Below are 25,660 nucleotides of genomic sequence, written 5' to 3' on the forward strand. Positions count from 1 at the left end.
GACGTCCCCCTGTCGACCCGGTCCGGTGTCAGCGCAGCCCGAGCCGGCGGCCGCCGAGCACGGCGTCCGGGTCGGTCCGCGCGACGACCGCGGCGAGGCGCTCGCGGTCCGCGTCGCTCCAGCACGCCCCGGGTCGGGCGGCCAGGGTCTGCGGGGAGGCATAGTTCGCCGGCACCGTGCCGGCCGACCACGCGGCGAGCGCGTCGACGATGCCGTGACCGACCGCGGGCACGATCCCGGCGAGCTCGGGCACCATCGGCGCGACGACCCCGACGGAGAACGGCGCGCGGGCCGCGACTCCCTGACGGCCGCGCAGCGCGGCGCCACCGGTCTGGCGCAGCTCCACGACGATGACCGGCAGCTCGTGCTGCGGGCCGGCGACCTCGAGCAGGGCGTCGATCGTCGCGTGGGTCATCCCGTCGAGGAAGCCGCCGGTGATCCACGACGGCATCGGGTCGGTCGGGTCGCAGTGCACGGCGTCGACGGCCGCGGCGGGCAGCACGTCGACCGTGTCGACGATCGGGGTGGCCACCCGACGCATCGGCGAGAGGACCTCGAGGCCCTCGATCTCCGGGCCGAGGTGCGCCACGCGCAGGTGCACGACGGTGCGCCCGCGCAGCGGCGGCGGGGCACCGTCCATGTCGGGCATCCGCAGGATCGCGATCGAGGTCGTGGTGTTCTCGGTCAGCCCGGCCTGCCAGTCCCGCCAGGCGTGCAGGACGGCGGGGGCGTCGGCGCCGTCGAAGAAGATCGCGCCGCCGTAGAAGGTGGAGAGCTCGACGAGCTCCACGGTCATCTCGACGACGATCCCGGCCGCGTCCTTCCCGCCCAGCATCGCGTCGAACAGCTCGTCGCCGGCGCGGACCTCGCGGACCTCCCCCTCGCCGGTGACGACCTGCATCGCGCGGACGCGGTCGGAGCCGAGACCGAAGCGGCGGATCATCGGGCCGATCCCGCCGCCGGTGCAGAAGCCGACGACACCGACGTCGGTCGACGAGCCGGTGACACCGGCGAGGCCGTGCGGGGCGGCGGCCTCGACGAGGCGGGCCCACTTCACGCCGGCGCCGACCGTGGCGGTCCGGGTGGCGGGGTCGACCTCGCACCGGTCGAGGCGCTTCGTCGAGACGATCAGGGTGCCGCGGTGGGAGAAGTCGGCGTGCCCGGTGGCGACGACCGCGACCCCGAGACCCCGGGCGCGCGCCCAGCGGACCGAAGCGGCGACGTCGTGCGCGTCGGTCGCCCCGACCACGCCGACGGGCTCGTGCACCGGGGCCAGGTTGAAGCCGGCGATCTCGGCGACGACCTCGACGTCCCCGGGATCCCACACGGGTCCGGTCACGGCTCTGCGCAGGTCGGCGAGCTCGACGTCGGAGGTGGTGGCGGCGCGGGTGGCGAGCTCGGTCATGGTGGACTCTCCGTGGTCAGAACAGGGCCGCTCGGGTGAGCAGCCGGTGCAATGACCGTAGAGTTGCCACGCAGAGTGACACAAGACGCAGTTAGGTCAGGGATCTTTCACGCTGCGTCGTCGGAGGGTCTCACCATCCGTGACCGGACTACCCGCGGGGACGGATCCGCGCGTTCGGGAGCGCGGGGGCGTGCAGCCGGGCGCTGCGACCGTCGAGACCGACGTAGCCGGCGACGTGCCCGTACCGCTCCTCCGGGGCGTCCTCCCACGCGGCACGGAAGGCGACGATCTCGTCGTGGGTCCGGGCGATCAGGTTCCACCACATGACGATCTGCTCGCCGAAGGGCGTGCCGCCGAGCAGGAGCAACCGCGCCGAGTGGTCCCCCGGGTTCGTGAGCTCGATCCGTTCCCGCCCGGGTGCCAGGTAGGCCAGCTCGGCCGCGGAGACGGGACGTCCGGCGACCGTCACGGCGCCGGTGTCGAGCAGGACGCCGTGCTCGAAGGTCGGGTCGACGTCGAGCCCGACGGTGGCGCCGGGCTCGAGGAGCAGCTCCGCACCGAGCAGTGGGCTGAACGTCTCGACCGGGCTGGTGATCCCGGCCAGCTCGCCGAGGAAGACCCGCAGCGTCGCGCCGACCAGGTCGACCGCGTCCGGGGCGTGGTGGGCGAAGGCGCGCGGGGTGTCGCGGTGGGCGTCGGGCAGGGCCACCCAGAGCTGCACCCCGTGCAGGACCGTGGTGCCCGGCGTGGACACCTCGGAGTGGCAGACCCCGTGCCCGCCGGTCATGAGGTTGAGCTCGCCGGGCCGCACGATCGCGTGCACGCCGTGGGAGTCGCGGTGCTCCACCTCGCCGGTGAACAGCCAGCTGACGGTCGCCAGCCCGGTGTGCGGGTGCGGCGGCACGTCCATCCCGCCGGTCGCGGCGACGTCGTCCGGACCGTAGTGGTCGACGAAGCACCAGGCGCCGATCAACGACCGCTGCCGCTGCGGGAGGGTGCGGCGCACGGTCATCGCGCGGGGCCCGCCGAGGGGTACCTCGCGGGGCGTGAGGATCTCGACGACGGCGTCCGGCTGGGCGCTGCCGTCGCAGAGGACCTCGTCGGGCGCCGTCTCCACGTTGCTCACCCCTCCGATCATCCTCCGCCCCGGACCCGGCTGACAGGCGTGCCTCCGGGGCCGCTCACCGCACCTCGGGGTCGCCGTCGTCGAAGCCGGTCTCGTCGGGGTCGGCCTCGTCGTCGGTCCAGCTGGCGCCGGACACCGCGTCGTCGCCGACCGGCTCGCGGACCTCCACCGGCACGCTCGCGACCAGCGCCCGCAGCCCGGCGGCGTCGAGCAGGTCGGCCGGGGTGACGGTGCGGTCGTCGCGGACGTAGTGCAGGGCCGCCCGGACCCGCTCGACCGGGGTGTCGGTGAGGGCGGCCCACGCCAACCGGTACGCCGCGAGCTGCACCGACAGCGCCGGCATCGCCTCGGTCCCGGGCGGCGCGCCGGTCTTCCAGTCGACCACGGTGGCCCCGCCGTCGGGGTCGGCGAAGACGGCGTCGATCCGGCCCCGCACCAGCGTGCCCTCGACCTCGGTCTCGAACGGCACCTCCACCGCCACCGGTGTGCGGGTCGCCCAGCGGCTGGCGGTGAACCGGTCCTGGAGCACGGCGAGGTCGGCCGCCGCCTCGGCGTCGGCGTCCGCGGCGTCGTCGGCCGCCCCGGGCAGCTCGTCGAACTCGAGCAGCTCGGTACGCGCGAACCAGCGCTCGACCCACGCGTGGAACTCGGTGCCGCGGCGCGCGCGGGGGTCGGGCGGGCGGGGCACCGGGCGACGGAGGCGCCGGGCGAGGGCGTCCGGGTCGGCGGCGAGGTCGACCAGCTGGCTGACCGAGAGCTGCGGCGGCAGCAGGACCCGGGCGTGGCGCTCGCGGGCGGCGGCGCGCTCGGCGAGCAGGACGTCGACGTCGGAGGCCCAGCCGTCGGGGTCGGTCTCGTCCACGGGCGCCGCCGGCTGCTCGCGGGCCGCACGGACCATGGCCGCCCCCTCCTCGACCGCCGTCCGTCGCTCGGCCAGCGGGTCGACCGGCCAGGCCTCGGCGCGCACGGTCTCGGCGAGCGGGTTGTCCGTGCCCTCCTCGGGCGGATCGGCCCACGTGTCGACGACGGCCCGCCCGGCCCCGGCGAGCTCGCCGACCTCCGCCAGGAAGTCCGACGGACCGCGCGGGGTGGCCCCGGACTCGGGCCACCAGTGCCCGGAGACCAGCAGCGTCCGCTCGGCGCGGGTGAGCGCGACGTAGAAGAGCCGGCGTTCCTCGACGAGCCGCCGGTCGTCGAACTCCCGCTCGTGCCGCTCGAGACGCTCGGTGAGGTCCTTGCGGTCGGTGACGCCCGCCACGTCCAGGGAGGGCAGATCGGGCCGGTCGCCGCGCAGGTCGACCGGCAGCGACGGGATCGTGGTCAGCCACGAGCCGCTGAGCTTCGGCCCCGGGAAGACCTTCGCGCAGACGTGCGGGACCGCCACGATCTCCCACTCCAGGCCCTTGGCGGCGTGCACCGTCAGGATCTGCACGCGGGTGCCGCCGAGCGCCGGGTCGGTGCCGGCGGCGACGTCGACCTCGCCGGGCGTGAGGCCGTCCTCGGCCTCCTCCGCGGCGTCGAGGTAGGCGAGCAGGGCCGTCGGGGTGGCCGTGCCCCCGGAGGCCGCGGCGCCACCGGAGAAGTCGGCGACGACGTCGGCGAACGCGTCCAGGTGCGCCCGCCCGGTCACCCCGGGGCGCGCGACCGCCTCGACGTCGAGCAGCAGCGTGCGCTCGACGTCGGCGACCAGGTCGACGAGCGGGGCGGTCACCCGGCGGCGGAGGCCGGCGAGCTCCCGGGCCAGCCGGGTGATCCGCTCGAGGCCCGCCGGGGAGTAGCGCTCCCGGGGACCCGGGTCGTCGAGCGCGTCGACGAGCCCGGCCCGCTCGGCGTGCTCGCCGGGCAGGGCGTCGGCGATCGGGTCGGGCGCGGCCGCGGTCGGCAGGTCGGGCGGGGTGGGGGGCGCGGCCAGCTCCCGCGCCCGGCGCCACAGGGCGGCGAGGTCGGCGCCGCCGATGCGCCACCGCGCCCCGGTCAGGAGCCGCACGGCGGCTCCCCCGGCGAGCGGGTCGACCACGAGGCGCAGGGCCGAGACCAGATCGCGCACCTCGGGCTCGTCCAGCAGGCCCCCGAGCCCGACGACCTCGACCGGCAGGCCCCGCGCCCGCAGCGCGGCGGCGAGGTCGGTCATGTCGGCCCGGCGCCGGACGAGCACCGCGCTCGTCGGGGCGGGCTCCCCGGCGTCCAGCGCGGCCCGCCAGCGGTCGGCGATCCCGTCGGCGAGCCAGTCGCGCTCGGCGAGCACGTCGGGATGCAGGGCGACCCGGACGTCGCCCGGGGCGGCCCCGGTGAACGCCCGCAACTCGCCGACGCCGTCGAGGGCCTGCGGAGCGCGCAGCGGCTCGACCACGCCGTTGGCCAGCTCGAGCACCTCGGGCGGGTTCCGGAAGCTCGTGAGCAGGCCGAAGCGGCGCGCCGCCACCCAGTCGCCGTCCGGGTCGGGCCGCGGGAAGTCGGTGACGAACCGCGGCAGGTTGGCCGCGCTCGCCCCGCGCCACCCGTAGATCGACTGGAACGGGTCGCCCACCGCGGTGACGGCCGTCGCCTCGTCGCCCGCGAACAGCGCGCGCAGCATGATCCGCTGGGCGTGCCCGGTGTCCTGGTACTCGTCGAGCAGCACCGCGCGGAACATCGACCGCTCCGCCTGCCCGACCTCGGGGTGCTCGTCGGCCAGCCGTGCCGCCGCGGCCATCTGGTCGGCGAAGTCGAGGCACCGCTCGGCCTGCTTCCGGGCGGCCAGCTCGGCCACCAACGGGAGCAGCGCGACCCGGAACCGCTGCCGCTCGACGTACTTCGCCAGCTTCTGCGGCATCGCCGCCCGCTGGCCCTTCGCCGGGGGCGCCGACTCGATGACCCGGCACAGGTGCTCGGTGTGCGCGCGCAGCGCCTCCGGGTCGGCGAGGTGCTCCCCCAGCTCCCCGGCGAGCGCCAGGACGTACTGCGTCACCGTCGTCGGGATCAGCGCGGTGTCCAGGTCGCGCGCCCACGAGGACACGACGCGGTGCGCGAGCTGCCACGAGGCGGTCGGCGAGAGCAGCCGCGCGCCGGGGTCGGTCGGCAGCCGCAGCCCGTGCTCGGTGAGCAGGCGGCCGGCGTACGCGTGGTAGGTCGACACGGTCGGCTCGAGGGTGCGCACCAGCACCCGGCGCTCGCCGGTGGGGTCGATCTCGTCGAGCAGCGGGTCGGACGCGAGGCGCCGCAGGCGCTTCCGGATGCGGTCGGCCAGCTGCCCGGCGGCCTTGCGCGTGAACGTCAGGCCGAGGACCTGGTCGGGCCCGACGATGCCGTTCGCGACCAGCCACACCACCCGCGCGGCCATCGTCTCCGTCTTGCCCGACCCCGCACCCGCCGTCACCAGCGCGGACGCGAACGGCGCCGCGATCACCTCGGCCTGCTCGTCGGTGGGCCGACGCAGGCCGAGCCGCTCGGCGAGCTCGACCGGGTCGATCACCGCGTTCGTCGGTCCGGTCATCAGTCCCGTCACGGCACCTGCCTCCCCGAGGAGTGCACCGGGCAGGCGGTGCGCACCGGACACCGCGGGCACGCGTCGTTCTCCTGCCCGACGAAGCGCGGCCCGGAGGTCAGCCGGGCCGCCGTCGCGACCTGCTCACGCCAGTGCTCGACCCCCTCCTCGTCGAGCGGTGGCTGCGCCCGGGTCTTCGCCTCGGCGCCGTCGCGCTGCAGGTAGATCAACCGGGCGCCGCCGGGGACCGACCGTGCCGCCGAGTCCGCCGGACCGCCGAGCCGCTCGCTGAAGGCGCCGAGCGCCACCGCCAGCTGATAGACCGCGAGCTGCGGGTGCTCCTGCGCGGCCGGGGCGCTGATCGGGGTCTTGCCCGTCTTGACGTCGACGATCACCGGACGGCCGTGGTCGTCCACCTCGAGCCGGTCGACCCGGCCGCGGATGCCGACGCCCTCCGCCAGCCGCGCGGACACCGACTCCTCCACCGCCACCTCGGTCAGCTCCCGCCGCGACGAGTCCCGCCAGGCCAGGAACGAGCGCAGCATCGAGCGGCAGTTCGCCAGCTCCCGCCGCGAGAACCAGGGGGCGCCGGCGTCCACCGACGCCCACGCCACGTCGAGGGCCTCGTCGAGCTCCCGCTCCCCCGCGCCCTCGGCGGCCCGCTGCACGAGTGCGTGCACCAGCGAGCCGGTCACCGACGCCAGGGAGTCCGAGTCGTCCCCGCCGTGCGCCTGCAGCGCCCAGCGCAGCGGGCAGGTCAGGATCGTCTCCACCGCGCTCGGGCTGACCGCGACCGGCGCCCCGGGCTCCCGCAGCGGATCGGTGGTCGACACGTCGAGCAGGCCGTACCACTCGTCGGGGTCGGCGCCCGGGACGCCGGCCTCGGCCAGGCGCGCCAGGTGCGCCGCGGCGCGGGACCGGCGGGCCGGGTCGGTGTCGGCGTCGGTGACCGCGCGCCGCAGGTCCCCCACCAGCTCGGCGAGGACCAGCGAACGGCGGGGCCGCGACCGGGGCCGCGGCGTGTCGTCGGCCGCGACGTGCGGCGCGACGTCGTCGAGGAACCGCGACGGCGTGACGTCCTCGGCCTCCACCGCACCGACGTGCACCGCCCGCCGCGCCCGGGACAGCGCGACCGCGAACAGCCGCCGCTCCTCGTCGAGCAGCGGGACACGGGTGGACAGCGCCGGGTCGTCCGGGACGCCCGACAGCACGTCGATCATCCGCTCGACGCCCAGCAGCGTGCCGCGCCGTCGCAGGTCCGGCCACACGCCCTCCTGGACGTCGGGCACCACGACGACGTCCCACTCCCGGCCCCGCGACGCGTGCGCGGTGAGCAGGGCGACCGCCTCGCCGTCGGGGGCCCGCGGGGCGAGGGAGTCGCTGCGGATGCGCTGCTCGTCGACCTGCGCGACGAACCCGGCGACGGTGCCGCCCGGCAGCTCCTCGGTGTACCGCCCGGCCCGTTCGACGAGGGCGACGACGGCGTCGAGGTCGCGGTCGGCCTGGGCGCCCACGACCCCGCCGCGCTCGCTGACCGCGACCCAGCGCCGCTGCAGCCCGCTCGCCGACCACACCGCCCACACCACGTCGGGCACGCTCTGCCCGGCCCGGATCGCCTCGACCGCCGTGCCCAGCAGCCGCACGATCCGCCGCAGCGGGGCGACGTCGCCGTCGGGCAGCAGCGCGAGCCGGTCGGGCCGGCCGGCCAGGTGGTCGACCAGGACGTCCACGATCAGCTCGTCGCTCGACCGGGACCCGTCGCCGCCCCCGCCCTCGTGCAGCCGCAGCAGACCGCGCCGCAGCCGGCGCAGGCCGAGCGGCTCGGCGCCGCCGAGGGGCGAGACCAGCAGCGCGAGCGCGGTGTCGGCGTCCAGCGCCTCGGCCGGCGGGGCCACCGCGGCCGCTGCCCCCGCGCGCAGGAGGGTGAGCACCGGGGCGACGGCGGGCAGCGCGGCGAGGGGAGTGTCGTCGGCCGGGACCGCGAGGGGGACCCCGGCCGCGAGCAGCGCCCGGCGCAGGGGCGGCAGGGACAGCGGCACGGACCGCACGACCACGGCGAGCCGCGACCACGGCACCCCGTCGACGAGGTGGGCCCGACGCAGCGTGTCGGCCACCCACGCGGCCTGGTGACCCGCCGTCGCGAAGACCGAGACGGTGGCGGCGCCGGACTCCGGCTCCTCCCCCGGCGGGCCGGTCCGCGTGCGGGCCGGACCGGTGCCGCGCAACGGCTCCACGACCCGGGCGACCGCGTCGCGCACCGCGGGCGATCCCCGGTGGTCGACGTGCAGCACCGCCGTGGCCCGCCCGGACGGGTCGGCGTCGCGCAGGAGGGTCGGTGCGGCGCCGCGGAAGCCGAGCACGGACGAGTCGGGGTCGCCCGCCAGCAGGTGATCGTCCGCCGCGGCGCCGAGCACCCGGGCGAGCTCGAGCTGCTGGGGGTCCATGTCGTGCGCGTCGTCGACGACGAGGTGCCGGACGGCCGCGCGCTCGGCCTCGAGGAGCCCGGGATCGTTCGCGAAGGCGTCGAGCACGGCCGCGACCAGCTCGGCGGCGTCCAGCGGCGGCGCGGAGGCCAGCGGGTTCGCCGAGCCCGCCGCCGCGCGGAGCAGCGTGACCTCCTCGTAGGTCTGGTAGAAGCGCGCCGCCGCGACCCACACCGCGACGTCGTGCTCCTTGCCCAGCGCCCGCAGCTCCCGCGGCCCGAGACCGCGCTCCGCGGCGCGCAGCAGCAGGTCACGCACCTCGGCCGCGAACGCGGGCGCCTCGAGCGCGGGCACCAGCCGCGCGGGCCACCCCGACCCCCGCCCCGCGCCGTCGGCCTCGCCGGCCAGCAGGTCACGCACCATCGCGTCCTGCTGCGCGCCGGGGAGCAGGCGCGGCGGCGCCTGGTCCTGCCGCGCGGCGTGCCGGCGCAGCACCGCGAACGCGTAGGAGTGCACGCTGCGGACCAGCGGTTCCCGTGCCGCGGTCAGTCCCGCGCCCACCTCCCCGGCCAGGACCCGGCGGCGGGCCGAGATCCGCTCGCGCATCGCCGCGGCGGACCGCCGGTCACCGACCAGGACGAGCGACGCCGCGTCGGGATCGGCGTGCAGCAGCCGGGCCACGCGCTCGGCGAGCAGCGTCGTCTTCCCCGTGCCCGGCCCGCCCAGCACGCGCAGGAATCCGGCGTCGTGCTCCAGGACCCGCCGCGACCCGTCGTCGAGCAGGAGATCCGCGGGGAGACGGGTGGCCGCCCGGAGGAGGCGGGGAGCGCCGTCGAGGGTCATGCTCCCGAGGGAACCACGACCCCCCGACAGTCACGCCACCGGCAGACCTACCGGCGGGGCACGACCCCCGTCGACCACAGCGCGACCGCGATCGGCACCGGCTGGGCGAACAGCCGCAGGAAGCGCATCCGGTCGGAGTTCAGCCCGAGCCCGTCGCGCCGGTGGCGCCACTGCGCGACGTTGCCGGGGAACACCGCGGCGAAGAACGCGGCCGCGACCGTCCCGACCCTCACGCGCTCCCGCGGGAACGCCACCAGGGCCGTCCCGAGCGCCACCTCCGCGCACCCGGAGATGACGACGGTGTCGTCGACGTCGATCGGCACCCACGGCGGCACCTGCGCCCGGAACCCCTCGCGCGCGACCGTGAGGTGCGAGAGCCCGGCGCCGACGAGGAAGGTGCCCAGCCCGACGCGGGCGAGGTCCTGCAGGGGCGAGGTCATGGCCGCCGGGTGCCCCGACCGGCGCACGGCGCACACTCTGCGGCGTGGAGGAGGCCCGTCACGAACGCATCCGGGAGCTCGTCGCGTCGATCCCGGAGGGCTCGTGGTGCAGCTACGGCGACGTCGCGGCGGCGGCGGGCGAGCGCTCGGCGCGGGTGGTCGGGACGGTGCTGCGGGAGGACGGCGCGGACGTCCCCTGGCACCGCGTGCTGCGCACCTCCGGCACCCCGGCCCCGCACATTGCCGTCGAGCAGATCCGGCGGCTCACGGCCGAGGGGGTGCTGGTCGTCGACGCGAAGGCCGCGCAGGACCAGCGGCACGTGTTCGAGTGACCGCTCACTCCACCGGCTCCGCCGGCGCCGGGCGGAGCAGCTCGAGCGCCCACGTCGCCACGCCGATCAGGGCCACGACCGCCCCGAGCGCGCACACCCCCGCCCAGCCCACGGTGGCGTACAGCCCGGAGGTCAGCGCCGACGCGATGCCGCCGCCGATGAACGCGGAGACCAGGAACGCGCTGGTCACGCGGCTCCGCGCGTTCGGGCGACGGTGGTAGATGGCGTGCTGGTGGCTGATCTGGAGCAGCTGCTGGGCGAGGTCGAGCACGACGATCCCGGCGAGCAGCGCGACCAGCGACCCCCCGCCGAGCGCCAGCAGCCCCCAGCTCGCGAGGAGCAGCACCAGCCCGACGGTGACGGTCCGCCGTCCGTGCCCGCGGTCGGCGAACCGGCCGGCCCAGATCGCGGCGAGTGCCCCGGCGAGTCCAGCGAGCCCGAACAGCCCGATCACCCCGGACCCGTACGAGTACGGCGGCGCGGCCAGCAGGAACGACAGCGAGGTCCAGAGGATGGTGAAGCAGCCGAACCCGACGGCGCCGAGCAGCATCCGCCGCCGGACCAGGGCGTCGTGGCGAACGATCGACCCGACCGAGGCCAGCAGCGACGGGTACGGCGCGCTCGCCGCCACCGGGACCTTCGGCAGGGCGAGCCGCACCAGCCCGGCGAGCACCACCATGACCACGGCCGCCAGCACGAACACCAGCCGCCAGCCGCCGACCTCGGCGACCAGTCCGGCGACCGTGCGCGCGAGCAGGATGCCGACGAGCAGCCCGCTCATGACGGTGCCCACCACCGACCCGCGGTTCTCGTCCGAGGCCAGCGACGCCGCCATCGGCACCACGATCTGCGCCACCGCCGAGGTGACCGCCACGATCGCGACGGCGGCCAGCAGCACCCCGAGCGACGGTGCCGCCGCCGCGCCGACCAGCAGGACCCCGGTCACGGCGAGCAGGCCGCTGACCAGGCCGCGGCGCTCCAGGATGTCGCCCGCCGGCACGAGGAACGCGAGCGCCAGCGCGTAGCCGATCTGCGACGCCGTCACCAGGTAGCCCGCCGTGCCCTCGCCGACCCCGAAGGCCTGCGCGACGACGGGGAGCAGCGGCTGGGCGTAGTAGATGTTCGCCACCGCCGCGCCGCACACGACGGCCAGCAGCAGCACCGTGGGGCGGCCGAGGTGGGTGGGCGGGGCCTCCGCCTGGGCGCTCATCGTGAGCCACCCTAAGCAGCTGCCGCGACCGGTCGCGCGCGATCGCGTGCCACGTCACCGGTGCTGGCGGCGGCTCCCTCCGTGCCAGTCCTCCACCAGCCCGGCCTCCCCCGGCGCCACCCCGAACGACGGGAGCTGCGGGCGCTCGCGCAGGCTGCGCTTGAGCTCGGTGAACCCGGGGAAGCTCGCGAGCCCGACCACGTGGTCCCAGAGCTCCTCGGCCTGCTCCTCGTCGGGACGGCGGCTGATGACCGGTCCGAAGAACGCGAGCCCGTCGGGCGGGGCGATCTGCATGATCGGGGTGCCGACGTCGCGGCCCACCAGCTCGAGCGCCTCGTCGGTCTCGGCCCGGATCGTGGCGTCGTACCCGTCGTCGTCGAGGGCCGTGGCGAGCTCCGGCGGGAGTTCCACGCCGGCGAGGATCGGCGCGACGAAGTCGTCGTGGCCGGCCGTGTCGCCCGCCCGCTCCGGCACGGCCTCCTGCTCGAAGATCGCGCGGCCCAGCCCCTCGTAGAGGCGGGCGACGCCGTCGTTGCCGTGCACCTCGCGCGTGGCCGCGCACACCCGCAGCAGCCGGAGGCCGAACGTGTGCCCGGCCTCGTACTCGGGCGGGAACTGCGCGTCGTAGTCGACGTGGGCGTTGAGCAGGCGCAGCGAGATGAAACGCCACTCGACCGCCAGGTCCCGACGGCGGGCCACGGTGCGGACCCAGCCGCTCGTCAGCCAGCAGAAGGGGCAGACCGGGTCGAACCAGTACCGGACGTCGGTGGAGGCCACGCCGCCACGCTAGTGCTCGATGAGGATCCGCAGGATGATCACGATCAGGCCGATGACGAACGCGACGGAGGCGCCGAGCAGGGCGGCCCACCATCGCCGCAGCGCACGCCACCCGCCGACGCCGCCGAGGACGACGAGCAGGAGCAGCCCGAGGTCACCGACGAGGTCGAGCGCCTCCGTGGGCCCCTCCCGCCCGCCGATCCCCGCGAGCGCGTACACGCCCACCACGATCAGCGGCGGGACCGCGAGCAGCAGGTACTGGGCGGCGTGCGCCGTCAACGAGCGGAACCGCCGGCCCGAGGGCAGGGCCCGGTCCTCGTTCACGGCGGCGAGGACGGAGGCGAACAGGTGCGCCGCGAACGTCGCCACGAGTGGCCCGACGACGACCTGGGCCGCCGTGACGAAGTCCTCGACCCCGTCGTCCTCCGCCACGGCGAGCACGGTCAGCAGCACCACGGTGCCGTACACCGCCACCTCGACGTCGAGGGCGAACCGCCCCCACGCGACGAGCTCGAGCCGCTGCCGCCCGATCCGCACCACCGCCGTCCCCCTTCGACGGCGGACACGCTAGCGGCGCGCACGACGATGCGGCGAATATGACGTCCGGTGTCAGCATGGCCGCACTGCTGACACTCACGAAGACCCGTACACCGCCAGGTGCCGCTGCGCTACCTCGTCCCACGAGTGCGACCCCGCGAGCGCGCGACCCACGACCGTCCGGGCCGGGTCGGCGGGGTCGCCGCCCTCCAGCGCCGCGGTCAGCTCGGCGGCGATCCCGTCCGCGTCCGCCGCGAACCGCACGGCGCCGGCGAACACCTCCCGGAGCACCGGCAGGTCCCGCGCGACGACGGGCACGCCCGCCGCCAGCGCCTCCATCGCGGCGAGCCCGAAGCCTTCCTTGGTCGACGGGAACGCGAAGGCGGACGCACCGGCCACGAGCCCGGGGAGCTCGTCGTCGGGAACGGGTCCGAGGACGACCGGCTCGACGCCCAGCGAGTCCGCGAGCGCGAACACCTCGTCCCGGTAGGACCGGTAGTCGAAGAGGGTGTCGCCCCCGGCGACGACCAGCGGGGCGTCCACCTGCGCCATCGCGCGCACCAGGTCGAGCGTGCCCTTGCGCGGCTCGATCCCGCCGACCGACAGCACGTAGCGCCCGAACCGCCCGCGCCACGGCGTCCCGTCGGCCGCCGCGAAGCGCGCCGCGTCCACCCCGTTCCCGACGACGGGTGCGGTCCGGCCCCAGCCCGCGGTCACCTCGGCGGCGACGGCGTCCGACACGCACAGCAGCTGCGCCGGCTCGACGAGGGCGCGCTCGTGGCAGGCGACCAGCGACGGCGTCGTGAACTGGTCCAGGTGGTGGACGGTCCGCACCAGGCCGGCGTAGCCCCACGCCGCGCCCTCGGCGTTCGCGGTGAGGCAGTCCTGGGCGTGGCGGACGTCGGAGGGGCCCGCGTCCGCCAGGCCGGCGGCGAGCAGGGAGATCGAGCGCAGGATGCGGTCGCCGACCGACTCGCCGTCGACCTCGGGCACCTCGACCAACCGGATCGGCACCCCGACGGGGCGGAAGAACGCCGAGTCGCCGCCCCGGGCCAGCGCCCACACCTCGACGTCGTGCCCGGCGCGCACGAGAGCCTCGGCCAGCGCCAGCGTGTGCACGACCCCGCCGCGGGGCTTCGTCGAGTAGGTGGAGAGCCGGATCCTCACGAATAGGCCCCGGGCCGGCGCTCCTCCAGGTGGTGCAGCACGGCGCGGGCCGCGTCGACCATCGCGGACGGATCGACCTCGGCGACCGCGAGACCGCCCTTGGACCAGGTGCGGGCCAGGATCTCCCCGCCCGGCCCCACGACCTTCGCCCGCCCCAGGAAGTGCAGCGCCCCGGAGCGGCCGCTCTGGTTCGCCGAGAGCCACAGGACCTGGTTCTCGGCGGCGCGGGACTGGTCGTAGAGGTCGAACAGCCGGGCCTGCCGGTCCTGGGCCATGCGCGGCGCGCGGTTGGTCAGCGAGGTCGGCCAGGCCGAGAGGCACGCGATCGTCGTGGCCCCGTCGAGGGCCAGCGCCCGGGCCGACTCGGGGAACGTCTTGTCGTGGTCGATCAGCATCCCGAGCCGCCCGACCGGGGTGTCGAACGCGGTGAACCCGCACCCCGGCGTGAACAGCTTCGCCACCCCCGCCGGGTGGTGGACCTTCCGGTGCCGGCCGAGGATGCCGTCCCCGCACAGCGCCACCGCGGCGTTGTAGAGCTCCCCGCCCGGCCCCTTCTCGCAGTACCCGAGACAGACCACCATCTCCTCGGCCAGCGAGATCACCGACCGGACCGCGTCGCCGTTGGGCTCCAGGGCGGGCGGGAGGTCGACGGCGTCGAGGTCGTCCGGGCGCAGGTCGGTCAGGTACCCGCCCAGGGCACCGTCGGGAAGGGCCAGCAGCTTCACCCCGGCGTCGCGGGCGTGGGAGATCACGACGCCGATCCGCTCCAGGTCGAAGTCCAGGTCGCGGGTGAAGTGGGCCGCCGCGGCGGCGATGCGGAGGGGCGGGGTCATCGCGACGGCTCTAGGCCGGGACGGCGGCGTAGCTCGCCTGCCGCCGGTCGCGCAGGTGGCCCATGAAGCGGCGGGCGGAGTCCACCGCCTCGTCGACGTCGATCGACGCGACCGCGAGCCCGGCCTCGGTCCCGGTCGTCGCGAGCACCTCGCCGCCCGGGTCCACGACCTTGGCGCTGGCCACCAGCCGCATGCTGCCGTACTCCCCGGCCTGGTTGGCCGAGACCCAGACGATCTGGTTCTCCAGCGCGCGGGCGCGGTCGAACAGGTCGAAGCGCCGGGTCCAGCGGTCGTCGGCGAGCACGGGCGCCTGGTTGGTCCGCGAGGCCGGCCACGCCGACATGCACACCACGACCCGCGCCCCGTCGTCGGCCAGTGCCCGGGCGGCCTCCGGGAACGCCTTGTCGTAACAGATCATCATCCCCATCCGCCCGACCGGGGAGTCGAACGCGGCGAACCGGTCCCCCGCGGCGTAGGAGTTGTTCTCGTTCAGCGGCTGGTGGACCTTGCGGTGCCGGCCGAGGACGCCGTCGCCGGTCACGGCGACGCAGCTGTTGTAGGGCCGCCCGCCCGACGCCGCGTCCCCACGCTCGCAGTACCCGGCCGTGACGACCATGTCCCCGGCCAGGTCGATCAGCCGCGCGATCTCCGGGCCGTCGCCGTCGAGCTGCGGCGGCTCGTCGTCGTGGTCGCCGTGCAGGGAGGACAGGTAGCCCCCGAGGGCGGCCTCGGGCAGCGCGAGCAGCCCGGCCCCGGCCTCCCGTGCCTGCGCCACGAGCTTCTCGACGCGCCGGAAGTCCTCGTCGAGGTCGCGCACGAAGCCCTCGGCGGCAGCGGCGAAGGTGATGGTCATCGGTCGGTCCTCTCGGGGGCGGTGGCGGGTCCCAGGCCGGTGACGGGGCCGGCGACGGCGGTCGTCGTCTCCCCGTCCGGCCAGCGCAGGGCCACTCCGGCGGTGTCGGTCAGTTCCCCGCACTCGTTCCCGACGGCGGGTCCGGCGGCCGGGAGCGGGGCTCCCGGCTCGTCGGTGGTGAGCAGGGCGAAGCCCGGGAAGCAGGTGACCCAGTCGGCCACGCCGACCCCGTCCGGGCGGGGCACGGCCGCGACGTCGAGGACGGCGCCGGTGCCGCTCGCCTCGGCGAGCATCCCGAGGGTCCCGACGAGGCCGGCCATGCTGACGTCCTTCGCGGACGCCGGGCGGTACGCGGCGTCGGGGCCGATCGCGCCGACCATCGCGCGGAGGTCCTCCGGGCGGCGTCGGGACGTCGTGTCGAACTGGCGGCCGGTGTAGCCGGGGCGCCAGGCCCCGTCGAGGTCGGCGGTGAGCCGCACGCGATGGCCGACGCGCCCGCCGCCGGCGGGGACCGGTGTCGGCGTGCTGCCGAGCGCGGTGACGGCGAGCGAGGCGGGGACGTCGACGGTCGTGTGGCCGCCGAGGACCGGGACGCCGTAGGCCGCAGCGGCCGCCCGGAGTCCGTGCAGCACGCGTCCGACGGCCGCGGCGTCCCGGCCCCCGACGGCGTCCAGGAGCCCGACCGGACGCGCACCCATGGCCGCGAGGTCGTTGACGTTGACCAGCACGCCGCACCAGCCGGCCCACTCCGGGTCACGCTCGACCATCGCGGGCAGGATCGCGTCGCAGGCGGCGACGACGTCGCTGCCGGGCACCGGCGCCCCGTCGTCCCCGACGAAGCCGGCCGGCGCCATCCCCGCGACCAGGTCGCCGAGCGGGGCCTTGGTGGCGTCGACGAGGCGCTGGACGCGGTCCATGGGTCGACGCATCCGCAGGTGTGGGACGTCGGGCGCGCCCGGCACCGTCACCGCCCGCACGGTCTCCCAGCCGAGCCGGGTGAACAGCGGGCCGTTCGCGGCCTGGACGTCGGCCTCGAAGCGCAGCACGCCCGCGGCCTCCGCCCGGGCGACGGCGGCGCGGATCAGGGCGGCGCCCACCCGCACGCCGGCGCGGCGGCGGCCGCCGACGCTGACGGCGAGGCGGCTGCCGGTCCACCAGCCGAGGTCCGGTTCGCCGGGGACGGCGGGGCCGAGGCGGACCCCACCGAGCGGCTCGCCGTCGGCGTCGCGGGCCAGCAGCACGATCGCGCGGGGGTCGGCGTCGGTGTCGTCGAGGTCGGTGCGGCGCCCGCCGAACAGCCCCTGCTCCTCGACGAACACGGCCCGACGCAGGGCGCGGTGGGCGATGACGTCCGAGTGCGCGGCGTCCGCGGCGGAGGCCTCGCCGATCGTGACCTCCCGCGGCGCGGGCCGGCGGGCGAGACCCCCGAGGATCTCCTCCGCGAGGCCCAGGGTCGACCGGAGTCCGGCGGGCTGGGGCACCACGAGGGGCGGCAGGGACCGCGTCATGTCAGCCTCCCGCCGCGGACAGGGCGCTGCACGCACCGCAGGCGGCGCACCCGGCGGCCTGGTCGGCGCCCCGCATCCCGGCGGCGCGCAGGAGCGCGGCCACCCGGGCGGTGACGTCGGCGAGCAGGGCGGGGTCGGGCGCCGGGTCGCCGTCGGCGAAGGCCAGCGTGCCCGGGATCGGGCGGTAGGGGACGACGAAGGGGTAGACCCCCGCGTCGATCAGCTCGGCGGCGCCCGCAACCAGCTCGTCGGGGTCCTCGCCGAGCCCGACGATGAGGTAGGTCGAGACCGCGTTGCGGCCGAACAGGCGCACGCTCTCGCGCCACGCGGTCCAGTACTGGGACAGCGGGACGGTGGCCTTGCCCGGCATCCACCGGCGGCGCACGGCGTCGTCGAGGGACTCGACGTGGATGCCGATCGCGTCCGCACCGGCGTCCTTGAGCGCCTGCAGGGCGGCGAGGTCGTCCGGCGCCGGGGGTTCGCACTGCACCTGGACCGGCAGGTCGGGCACGGCCGCGCGGACCGCCGCGGTGCAGCGGGCCAGGTGGCGCGCTCCGCGGTCGCGGCCGTTCGACGTGCCCGTCGTCATGACCATCTGCCTGACGCCGTCGAGCCGGACCGCGGCCTCGGCGACCTCGGCGAGCTGGGCGGGCGTCTTCACCGCGGTGGTGGCCCCGCTGCGCAGCGACTGCTCGATGGCGCAGAAGCGACAGCGGTCGGCTGCGTCGTCGTCGGTGCCGTAGCGCACGCAGGTCTGCACGACCGTCGTCGCGAGCACGTCGTTCCCGTGCAGCCGCGCGACCTGCTCGTAGCGCACGCCGTCGGCGGTCGTCAGGTCGTAGAAGGCGGGGCGGGCGACGGTGTCGACGTCGACGCCGAGGTCGGTGACGCCGCCGTCGGGACCGGTCCGCACGAGCCGGCCGTCGCGCAGGCGGAAGGGGCTCGCGGGGTTGATCGGGAGGGTGGTCTTGAGCCCGTCGACGAGCAGGTGCCCGTCGTCGGAGGGCCCCGCGCCGCCCGGGCGGCGCAGCGGGATGGTGGCGCCGAGATCGACCGCGACACCGCGGACGGCCACTTCGGAACGGACGTCGAGACCGGAACGGGATTCGGCGGGAGCGGACAACGCGGGACCTCTCATGTGCGACGGGGTCGCAGGTGAGCACTAGATGCGGCTATAGCCACATCTAGTGCTCACCTGTGCTCACAGCTGGTAGGTCGAGTTGATGATCGCGCCCTTGCGTGCGTAGTAGATGAGCGCGTCCTGGACGTCGAGCGGGTGCGTCGGGATGACGCCCTCGATCAGGTCCTCCTCGCGGGCCCCGTGCAGCGACAGCCCGAAGCGGCAGCAGTACGCCTTGCCGCCCTCGGCCATGAAGGTCTTGAGCTGGTCGTTGATGTTGTGCTCGCCGGGGAAGGCCGAGCTGCCCGTCGTCGGGAAGCCGCGGGTGGCCAGGCAGTTCAGCGAGCCGGGGCCGTAGAAGTAGATCGCGGTCTCGAAGCCCTTGCGCAGGGCGCGCGTGGCCTGCAGGACCGCGACGAAGCTGACCGAGGACTCGTGCGCGATGCCGTGCACGAGGGTGAAGTAGGTCTCGCCGTTCTCGGCCTGCAGGTCGGGGAAGACCTTGGTGCCGCCGTAGATGCTGGACCCCTCGGGCAGGGAGGGGTGCGGGATCTCCTCGAGGCTCTTCTGCTCGACGTCGGACAGTTCGGCCGTGGTCATGGCGCTCCTTGATCGCAGGCGGTGGAGGATGCTGGGGCGGGCGGGTCGATCCGGACCCGGCCTCGTGGTGACAGAGCCAAACAACGGTCCATGACGGAAGTGTTTCCACGTGACTACGGGCCCGTGACCGAATTCGGCCTCCGTGACCGGCGGGTTTCGAAACATTCGGCAATGTCGCGGCAGTCCGACGGCAACCATTCGGAAACGATTCCTCCCGACTCTGCTCGGCAGCATCCGCACCTGCTGAGAGGAACGACCGGTCATGACCGTCACGCCCCTGCGCGGTATCCGGAACGGCACCCCGTCCGAGCTGGACGGGGTCCACCGACCCGTCGTGGTCGTCGGCGGCGGGCAGGCCGGGCTGTCGATGAGCCGCTGCCTGCAGCGCGCGGGCGTGGAGCACCTCGTCCTCGAGCGCAACGAGGTCGGGCACTCCTGGAAGACCTACCGGTGGGACACCTTCTGCCTGGTCACGCCGAACTGGCAGTGCAAGCTGCCGGACTTCCCCTACGGGGAGGGCGGCTACGGCGGCACCGACCCGCACGGGTTCATGGTCCGCACCGAGATCATCGACTACCTCGAGGCCTACCGGGCGTTCATCGACCCGCCCCTGGTCGAGGGCGTCGGGGTCACCCGGGTCTCCCGCGACGACCACGGCACCTACGTCCTGGAGACGACGGCGGGCCGGCTGACCGCCGACCAGGTCGTCATCGCGACCGGCGGCTACCACACCCCGATCACCCCGCCGCTGTCCTCGCCGCTGCCCGCGGGGATCACACAGGTCCAGTCCGAGCACTACAAGAACGGCTCGCAGCTCCCGCCCGGGGAGGTGCTCGTCGTGGGGTCCGGGCAGTCCGGCGCGCAGATCGCCGAGGACCTGCACCTCGAGGGCCGGCAGGTGCACCTCGTCGTCGGGAACGCCCCGCGCGTGGCCCGCTTCTACCGCGGCCGCGACGTCACCGACTGGCTCGACGACCTCGGCTACTACAAGATGCCGGTCACCGAGCACCCCCGCCGCGAGGCGGTGCGCGCGCAGGCCAACCACTACGTGACCGGCCGCGACGGTGGACGCGACATCGACCTCCGCGCCCACGCTCGCGACGGGATGAAGCTCTACGGCCTGATGACCGACCACCGCGACGGCGTCCTGCACTTCGCGCCCGACCTCACCGCGAGCCTCGACCACGCCGACGAGGTCTCGGAGTCGATCAAGGACACCATCGACAAGCACATCGCCGCGAAGCAGATCGACGCCCCGGTGGAGGACCGCTACACCCCGGTGTGGGCGCCGGCGGAGGACCCGACGTCGTTGGACCTCGCCTCCTCCGGCATCACGAGCGTCGTGTGGTGCATCGGGTTCCGGCAGGACTTCTCGTGGATCGACGTGCCGGTGTTCTCCGGCCGCGGCACCCCCGGCCACTCTCGCGGTGTCACCTCGGCCCCTGGCCTGTACTTCCTGGGTCTGCCCTGGCAGTGGACCTGGGGCTCGGGCCGGTTCTCCGGGGTCGGCGACGACGCCCGGTACCTCGCCGAGCGCATCCGCTCGCAGCGCGGGCTCACCTCCTCCGGCGGCCGCGGCGACGTCTGCAACGTGCTGGCCCTGGGTTCCTGATCGCCTCGTTCCGAGCGAAGGGCACCTTCGGTCGAATAGACCGCCGAAGGGCGCCCTTCACCAGGAGACGACTGCCGGCCCCGGGATGAGCGAAGGGCACCTTCGGTCGGATAGACCGACCGAGGGGGCCCTTCGCTCGGGTTCCTGACGGCGGGTTCCTGACGGCGGGTCGGTCCATCGGCGCGCGGGCACGATGACGCGGTGACGATCCGGCTGCTGGCCCCGTCTCGGTGCGCGACGCCGAGTGCCGCGAGCTGCTGCCGGCCGCGCCGCGGGTGCGGGGGCCTGCGCCGTGATCATCGAGCACTCCCGGCTCTCGGCGACCGATCCGACCGCCGAGGGTGCTCGTTGATCGGTGCCGGCTGGTAGACCGGCGGGCGTGATCGACGAAGTCCGGCTCGACCTGCCGGTGCGGGCAGCGCTGCCGTCGCTCGGCGCCGCGCTCGCCGAGCACGGGACGGCGGTCCTGATCGCACCTCCGGGCACGGGCAAGACGACACTCGTGCCGCTCGCCCTGGCCGGCGAGGTCGAGGGCCGGGTGCTCGTCGCCGAGCCACGACGGGTCGCGGTGCGGGCGGCGGCAGCACGGATGGCGTCGTTGGTGGGGGAACGCGTCGGCGAGCGGGTCGGCTACGCCATCCGCGGGGAGCGGAAGCCGGGGTCCCGCGTCGAGGTCGTGACGACGGGTCTGCTCGTCGCGCGGCTGCAGCGCGACCCGGAGCTCGGCGGGGTCGACGCGGTGATCCTCGACGAGTGCCACGAGCGCCACCTCGACACCGACCTGGCGCTCGCCTTCGCCGTCGACGCCCGTGTCCTGCGCCCGGACCTGCGGCTGCTCGCGACCTCCGCCACCGCGGCCTCCGACCGCCTCGCCACCCTGCTCGACGGTCCCGTCGTCACCGCACCGGACCCGCTGCACCCCGTGGACGTCGTGTGGAGCCCGCCCGCGAGGCCGGTGCCGCCGCCCCGCGGCATGCGGGTCGAGCCGGCGCTGCTCGACCACGTCGGCGCGACGACGAGGCGGGCGCTGACCGAGGCCGACGGGGACGTCCTCGTGTTCCTGCCCGGGCGCCGCGAGATCGACGAGGTGGCGCGGCGGATCGGCGGCGTCGACGCCGAGGTGCTGACCCTGCACGGCGGGCTGGACGCCGCCCACCAGGACGCGGTGCTGGCCGGGGCGTCACACCGCAGGGTCGTGCTCGCCACCGCCATCGCCGAGACCAGCCTGACGGTGCCCGGGGTGCGGGTCGTCGTCGACGCCGGGCTCTCCCGCCGCCCGTGGACCGACCACGCGCGCGGCCTGGACGCGCTCGTGACGGTCCTCGCGTCGCAGTCGTCGGCGACCCAGCGGGCCGGTCGCGCGGGTCGGGAGGCACCCGGTGTGGTCTATCGATGCTGGTCGGAGGCCGAGCACGCCCACCGCGACCGCGACGACGCCCCGGAACTCGCCCAGGCCGACCTCGCCGGCTTCGCGCTCCAGCTCGCCCGCTGGGGCACGCCGGACGGGAGCGGGCTCGCCCTCCCGGACCCGCCGCCCACGACGGCGTTCGCCACGGCCCGGGGGCTGCTGCACGGGTTGGGTCTGGTCGACGACGGTGGGATCACCGACCGCGGGCGGGCCGTCGCCACGGCCGGCGTCCACCCGCGGCTCGGGCGGGCTCTGCTCGACGGGGCAGCAGCCGTGGGCGAGAGGACGGCGGTCGAGGTCGTGGCGTTGCTGGCCGCCGAGGTCCCGGGCGATTCCGACGACCTCGCCGAGCGCCTCCGCACCGTGCGCTCCCGCGACGACGCCCGCTGGCGCGCGGAGGTCCGCCGCCTCCGCCCGACGCTCAGCGAGAGGCACACCAGGCACGCCGAGGGCGCCCACGAGGTGCCTGATGTACCTCTCGGCGAGATCGACCGATCCGGCTCCGCCCGCCCCATTCGCGAGAGGCACACCAGGCACGCTGACGGCGGGCGCGAGGTGCCTGATGTACCTCTCGGCGAGACCGAGGCGCCTGCGGCCGTCGTCGCCCTCGCCTACCCCGACCGCATCGCCCGTGCCCGTGGCCAGGACGCCCGCGAGTTCCTGACGACGGGTGGCACCGGTGTCGAGCTCGCCGCCGGTTCGCGGCTGCGCGGCCAGGAGTGGATCGTCGTCGCGGACGCCGTCCGGGGGCCGGGCGACCGGGTCGCGAAGGTGCGCCTCGCCGTGCCCGTCGACGACGCTCTCGCCCGCTGGGCCGCCGCCCACCTCCACGCCGACGACGAGGTGGTCGCCTGGGAGGACGGAGACGTCGTCGCGGAGCGCCGCGAACGACTCGGCGCGATCGTCCTCGCCCGGCGACCCCTGACGAGCCCGAGCCGGGAAGCCGTCGCGGCCGCCGTTCGGACGGGTCTGCAGGAGGAAGGACCCGACCTCCTCCGGTGGACCGACGAGGCCACGTCCCTGCGCCGACGTCTCGCCTTCCTCCACGCCGCGCGCGGCGAGCCGTGGCCCGCCGTCGACGATGCGTCCCTGCTCGCGCGGACCGACGAGTGGCTCGACCTCTCCCGCGTCCGCCGCCGCGCGGACCTCGGCCGGACGACGCCGCACCTCACGGCCCTGCTCCCCTGGCAGGAGGCCGGCCGGCTCGACGAACTCGCCCCGACCCACGTCACCACCCCTGCCGGACGGCGGGTCCGGGTCGACTACACCGAACCCGACCAGCCGACCGTCGCGCTGAAGCTCCAGCACGCGTTCGGCTGGGAGCACGCGCCGGTCCTGGCCGGGGTCCCCGTCGTCGTGCACCTGCTCTCGCCCGCCGGCCGACCCGCGGCGGTGACGGCGGACCTGGCGTCGTTCTGGGGCGAGGGCTACCGCCAGGTTCGCGCCGACCTGCGGGGCCGCTACCCGAAGCACGCGTGGCCGGAGGACCCGCGGGCCTAGCGGCGGGTCCCCTGGTCGCGCACGAGTCGGTCGAACCTCGCCGGGCCGCAGATCGTCAGCATCCGCACCGGCTCGTCGCCGAGCACCCACAGCGAGTGCTCGACGTCGCGGGGCAGGAAGATGAAGCCGCCGGTGTCCGCGGTGAACTCGTCGTCGCCGCAGCGGCCGCCGACCCGCCCCGCGAGGACGTGGAACATCTCGTCCTCGCCCTCATGGGTGTGCGGGGCGACGACGAGCCCGACCGGCGCGGCCTGCTCCATCACCGACACCCGTCCCTCCGTGTCCTCGCCGGTCGCCTTCACGGTGAACGTGGCGCCGTCGAAGTCGTAGGTGTCCCCGGCGCCGGGCGCGCGTACGAACCAGCTCATGGGCACGGACTACCCGGTCGTGCCGGCGTGTGCGGGACGCACACGGGCAGCGGAGTTCGTGGAGTCCGCGGCAGGCGTTGCGAGACGCACACGGCCGGGGCGCTTGACCCTGCCCCCGGAGAGCGTTGCGCCACGCAACGCCGCGCCGGACGGGCTCGACCCGAGCCAGCCGTGTGCGCCGCGCAACGCCCGGCCGGACCAACTCGACCGGACCCGGCCGTGTGCGCCACGCAACGCCGCGCCGGAGCAGCCGCTCGACCTACCCACCCAGCGAGAACACCTTCCGCGCCGTCTCGCCCAGGATGTTGCGCTTGCCGTGCTCGGAGACGAACGGCAGCGCCGCGATCCGGCCCGGCACGTCGAAGTCCCAGTGCGGCCAGTCGCTCGAGTACATCAGCGTGTTCTCCGCGTCGATCGCCTCGAGCGTGGCGGCCAGCAACTTGTCGTCGGTCCACTCCATCGGCTGCGAGGTGTAGTACATCTCGCGGATGTAGTGCGACGGCGGCCGCGTGAGCAGCGGGGCGTCCGACTGGCGCATCGAGTACTCGTGGTCGAGCCGCTGCATCATGAACGGCAGCCACGCGAGGCCGCTCTCGATCCAGATCGTCCGCAGCCCCGGGAAGCGCTCCGGGATGCCGTTGACGACCCAGTTCGTCATGTGCGTCATGTTGCAGGTCACGAAGCTCATGGCGTGGGCCGAGAGGAACCGGTTCATCGTCGACGTCATCGTGTCGGCCTGGTTCGGCCCGGCGTGGAACCCGATCGGCAGCCCGCGCCGCTCCAGCTCCCGGTACACCGGCATGTACGCATTGCGGTGCACCCCCGCGTGCCGCTGCGACGTCACGAGGAACCCGATGACGCCGGGGGTGTCCGCGAACTCCTCGATCGTCGCCAGGCACGCGTCTGGGTTCTCGAACGGCAGCCCCAGCATCGTGCGGATCCGCGGCTCGCGCGGCAGCACCTCGGCGGTGAACCAGCGGTTGTAGGCCTGCAGCAGCGCCGTCGCGACCTCCGGCTGCGGGTGCAGCCCCGTCTCCAGCATCGGCTGCGGGAACACCACCTGGACGTCGATCGACATCGCGTCCATCGCCCGGCGCACGAGCGTCACGTCGCGCTCGGCACCGGACCCGACGTCGGGCGTCGACTCCCCCAGCGACGCCTGGTGCGGGATCCGTCCCGAGACGTCCTGCATCGTCAGGCCGGGCGGGTGGTTGTGCAGCGCCAGGTGCGAGGCCTGCGGCCAGTTCCGCATCATCTGCGAGGCGGTGTCCCGCATGACGGGGCTGTCGAGGTAGCCCAGGATCTCCGGCCACGAGTCCAGCTCCACGTGGTGGGAGTCGACGTCGACGATGAAGTAGTCGTCCAGGCCGTAGAACTCGGTGTCCCGACGCGCGTTGGCCAGGATCTCGCGGGTGTCGGTGGCGGTGGTGATCTCCTGCGTGGGCAGGCGTCGGACAGAGGTCATGACGAGCTCCTCGAGAACCACAGGGCGAGGTCGAACGGGTTCAGGTCGTTGCTGCGCAGCGCGGCCGTCGCCAGCGCCACCGCGTCGGTCGGTGTGAGGTCCGTTCCGGACGGCGGGTCGTACCCCTCCTCCGCGGCGACGGCCCAGCAGCGGCCGGCGACACCGACCAGCGCGCGCGCCGTGTCGGGTGGGAGCTTCGCGAGGGCCCCGTCGTCCAGACCCGCCGCGACCTCGGCGTCCAGTTCGGCCACCAGCGCGGCGATGCGCTCAGACCGTGACACGGATCCGGCCCTCCTCCTCGACCACCGGGAACGACCGCAGCGACGCCCCCGGCACCCCCGGGTGCCGACCCGTCGTCACGTCGTACTCGTAGCCGTGCCACGGGCACACGACGTGCATCGTGTCCTCGTCGAAGCGCAGGCCGAGGCTCCGCTTGCCCTCGTCGAGCCGCTCGCGGACCCGGCTGATGATCCGTCCCTGGCAGGCCGGCCCGCCCTGGTGCGCGCAGCGGTTCTCCCAGGCGTACAGCCGGCCGCCGAAGCGGAAGATGCCGACGGTGGTCGTGCCGTCGATCTCGACGACGAGGCGGCCCCGCTCGGGCACGTCCCCGGCCGCGGCGACGTCCACGGCGCGCGGCGTCGATGTGGTGGTGGTCATAGCAGTCAGCGTC

Annotated in this window: 21 protein-coding genes; 3 read left to right on the forward strand and 18 right to left on the reverse strand. The window is 75.3% G+C overall.

The genetic code is table 11. The features are described 5' to 3' along the window. Window positions 1-28: 28 nt before the first annotated feature. The 5 genes from QRT03_RS14950 to QRT03_RS14970 all read right to left on the reverse strand — a co-directional run bounded on the left by QRT03_RS14950 (window position 29) and on the right by QRT03_RS14970 (window position 9,700). Complete coding sequence (locus QRT03_RS14950; protein ID WP_286053695.1) at window positions 29-1,405, reverse strand: FAD-binding oxidoreductase; 1,377 nt, start codon at window positions 1,403-1,405, stop codon at window positions 29-31. Between the two features lie 148 nt (window positions 1,406-1,553). Next, a complete protein-coding gene (locus QRT03_RS14955) occupies window positions 1,554-2,531 on the reverse strand; it encodes a pirin family protein (RefSeq protein ID WP_286053697.1) in 978 nt (325 codons plus the stop codon). A 55-nt stretch (window positions 2,532-2,586) separates the two neighbouring features. Continuing rightward, window positions 2,587-6,003 carry an ATP-dependent helicase gene (locus tag QRT03_RS14960; RefSeq protein WP_286053699.1) on the reverse strand — a complete coding sequence of 1,139 codons (3,417 nt, stop codon included), beginning with the start codon at window positions 6,001-6,003 and terminating at the stop codon, window positions 2,587-2,589. Between the two features lie 8 nt (window positions 6,004-6,011). Next, entirely contained in the window at window positions 6,012-9,260 is a 3,249-nt protein-coding gene (locus QRT03_RS14965) for an ATP-dependent helicase (protein ID WP_286053700.1), read from the reverse strand. Window positions 9,261-9,307: 47 nt separating this feature from the next. Further along, a complete protein-coding gene (locus QRT03_RS14970; protein WP_286053701.1) occupies window positions 9,308-9,700 on the reverse strand; it encodes a DoxX family protein in 393 nt (130 codons plus the stop codon). Between the two features lie 44 nt (window positions 9,701-9,744). Here QRT03_RS14970 and QRT03_RS14975 point away from each other — a divergent pair, with 44 nt between their 5' ends. Continuing rightward, window positions 9,745-10,032, forward strand: a complete 288-nt coding sequence (locus QRT03_RS14975; protein ID WP_286053702.1) for an MGMT family protein — start codon at window positions 9,745-9,747, stop codon at window positions 10,030-10,032. Between the two features lie 4 nt (window positions 10,033-10,036). On the opposite strand, the gene QRT03_RS14980 is transcribed toward QRT03_RS14975, so the two are convergent. The 9 genes from QRT03_RS14980 to QRT03_RS15020 form a co-directional block, all read right to left on the reverse strand. Further along, on the reverse strand, window positions 10,037-11,242 hold the full coding sequence (locus QRT03_RS14980) for an MFS transporter (protein WP_286053703.1): 1,206 nt from the start codon (window positions 11,240-11,242) through the stop codon (window positions 10,037-10,039). A 54-nt stretch (window positions 11,243-11,296) separates the two neighbouring features. Beyond that, window positions 11,297-12,019, reverse strand: coding sequence for a mycothiol-dependent nitroreductase Rv2466c family protein (locus QRT03_RS14985; protein ID WP_286053704.1), 723 nt, complete (start codon window positions 12,017-12,019; stop codon window positions 11,297-11,299). A gap of 9 nt (window positions 12,020-12,028) precedes the next feature. Then, complete coding sequence (locus tag QRT03_RS14990) at window positions 12,029-12,559, reverse strand: hypothetical protein (RefSeq protein WP_286053705.1); 531 nt, start codon at window positions 12,557-12,559, stop codon at window positions 12,029-12,031. Window positions 12,560-12,652: 93 nt separating this feature from the next. Beyond that, the gene (locus QRT03_RS14995; RefSeq protein ID WP_286053706.1) at window positions 12,653-13,723 is read right to left on the reverse strand and encodes an MSMEG_0565 family glycosyltransferase; all 1,071 of its coding nucleotides are present in this window, start codon (window positions 13,721-13,723) and stop codon (window positions 12,653-12,655) included. Next, the gene (locus QRT03_RS15000; protein WP_286053707.1) at window positions 13,720-14,556 is read right to left on the reverse strand and encodes a carbon-nitrogen hydrolase family protein; all 837 of its coding nucleotides are present in this window, start codon (window positions 14,554-14,556) and stop codon (window positions 13,720-13,722) included. Before QRT03_RS15000 ends, QRT03_RS14995 begins: the two co-directional genes overlap by 4 nt. Before the next feature lie 10 nt (window positions 14,557-14,566). Further along, entirely contained in the window at window positions 14,567-15,409 is an 843-nt protein-coding gene (locus QRT03_RS15005; RefSeq protein ID WP_286053708.1) for a carbon-nitrogen hydrolase family protein, read from the reverse strand. Beyond that, a complete protein-coding gene (locus QRT03_RS15010) occupies window positions 15,406-16,917 on the reverse strand; it encodes an MSMEG_0567/sll0787 family protein (RefSeq protein WP_286053709.1) in 1,512 nt (503 codons plus the stop codon). The genes QRT03_RS15005 and QRT03_RS15010 overlap by 4 nt, the downstream gene beginning before the upstream one ends. Window position 16,918: 1 nt before the next feature. Beyond that, complete coding sequence (locus QRT03_RS15015; RefSeq protein ID WP_286053710.1) at window positions 16,919-17,992, reverse strand: MSMEG_0568 family radical SAM protein; 1,074 nt, start codon at window positions 17,990-17,992, stop codon at window positions 16,919-16,921. Window positions 17,993-18,118: 126 nt separating this feature from the next. Then, window positions 18,119-18,637, reverse strand: a complete 519-nt coding sequence (locus tag QRT03_RS15020; RefSeq protein ID WP_169182070.1) for an MSMEG_0572/Sll0783 family nitrogen starvation response protein — start codon at window positions 18,635-18,637, stop codon at window positions 18,119-18,121. A gap of 262 nt (window positions 18,638-18,899) precedes the next feature. On the opposite strand from QRT03_RS15020, the gene QRT03_RS15025 reads away from it, so the two are divergent. Then, window positions 18,900-20,249: an MSMEG_0569 family flavin-dependent oxidoreductase gene (locus QRT03_RS15025; RefSeq protein WP_286053711.1), complete on the forward strand. Its 1,350-nt coding sequence runs from the start codon at window positions 18,900-18,902 to the stop codon at window positions 20,247-20,249. 379 nt (window positions 20,250-20,628) lie between these two features. Then, a complete protein-coding gene (hrpB, locus tag QRT03_RS15030) occupies window positions 20,629-23,157 on the forward strand; it encodes an ATP-dependent helicase HrpB (RefSeq protein WP_286053712.1) in 2,529 nt (842 codons plus the stop codon). Here hrpB and QRT03_RS15035 read toward each other — a convergent pair. The 4 genes from QRT03_RS15035 to QRT03_RS15050 form a co-directional block, all read right to left on the reverse strand. Then, window positions 23,154-23,525, reverse strand: coding sequence for a cupin domain-containing protein (locus QRT03_RS15035; RefSeq protein WP_286053713.1), 372 nt, complete (start codon window positions 23,523-23,525; stop codon window positions 23,154-23,156). The genes hrpB and QRT03_RS15035 overlap by 4 nt on opposite strands. 259 nt (window positions 23,526-23,784) lie before the next feature. Then, on the reverse strand, window positions 23,785-24,990 hold the full coding sequence (locus QRT03_RS15040) for an amidohydrolase family protein (protein WP_286053714.1): 1,206 nt from the start codon (window positions 24,988-24,990) through the stop codon (window positions 23,785-23,787). Further along, a complete protein-coding gene (locus tag QRT03_RS15045) occupies window positions 24,987-25,271 on the reverse strand; it encodes a hypothetical protein (protein WP_286053715.1) in 285 nt (94 codons plus the stop codon). The genes QRT03_RS15040 and QRT03_RS15045 overlap by 4 nt, the downstream gene beginning before the upstream one ends. Then, window positions 25,258-25,647, reverse strand: a complete 390-nt coding sequence (locus QRT03_RS15050) for a Rieske (2Fe-2S) protein (RefSeq protein ID WP_286053716.1) — start codon at window positions 25,645-25,647, stop codon at window positions 25,258-25,260. The genes QRT03_RS15045 and QRT03_RS15050 overlap by 14 nt, the downstream gene beginning before the upstream one ends. Window positions 25,648-25,660: the final 13 nt, after the last annotated feature.

Source organism: Actinomycetospora termitidis, assembly GCF_030286555.1.
Lineage (GTDB): Bacteria > Actinomycetota > Actinomycetes > Mycobacteriales > Pseudonocardiaceae > Actinomycetospora > Actinomycetospora termitidis.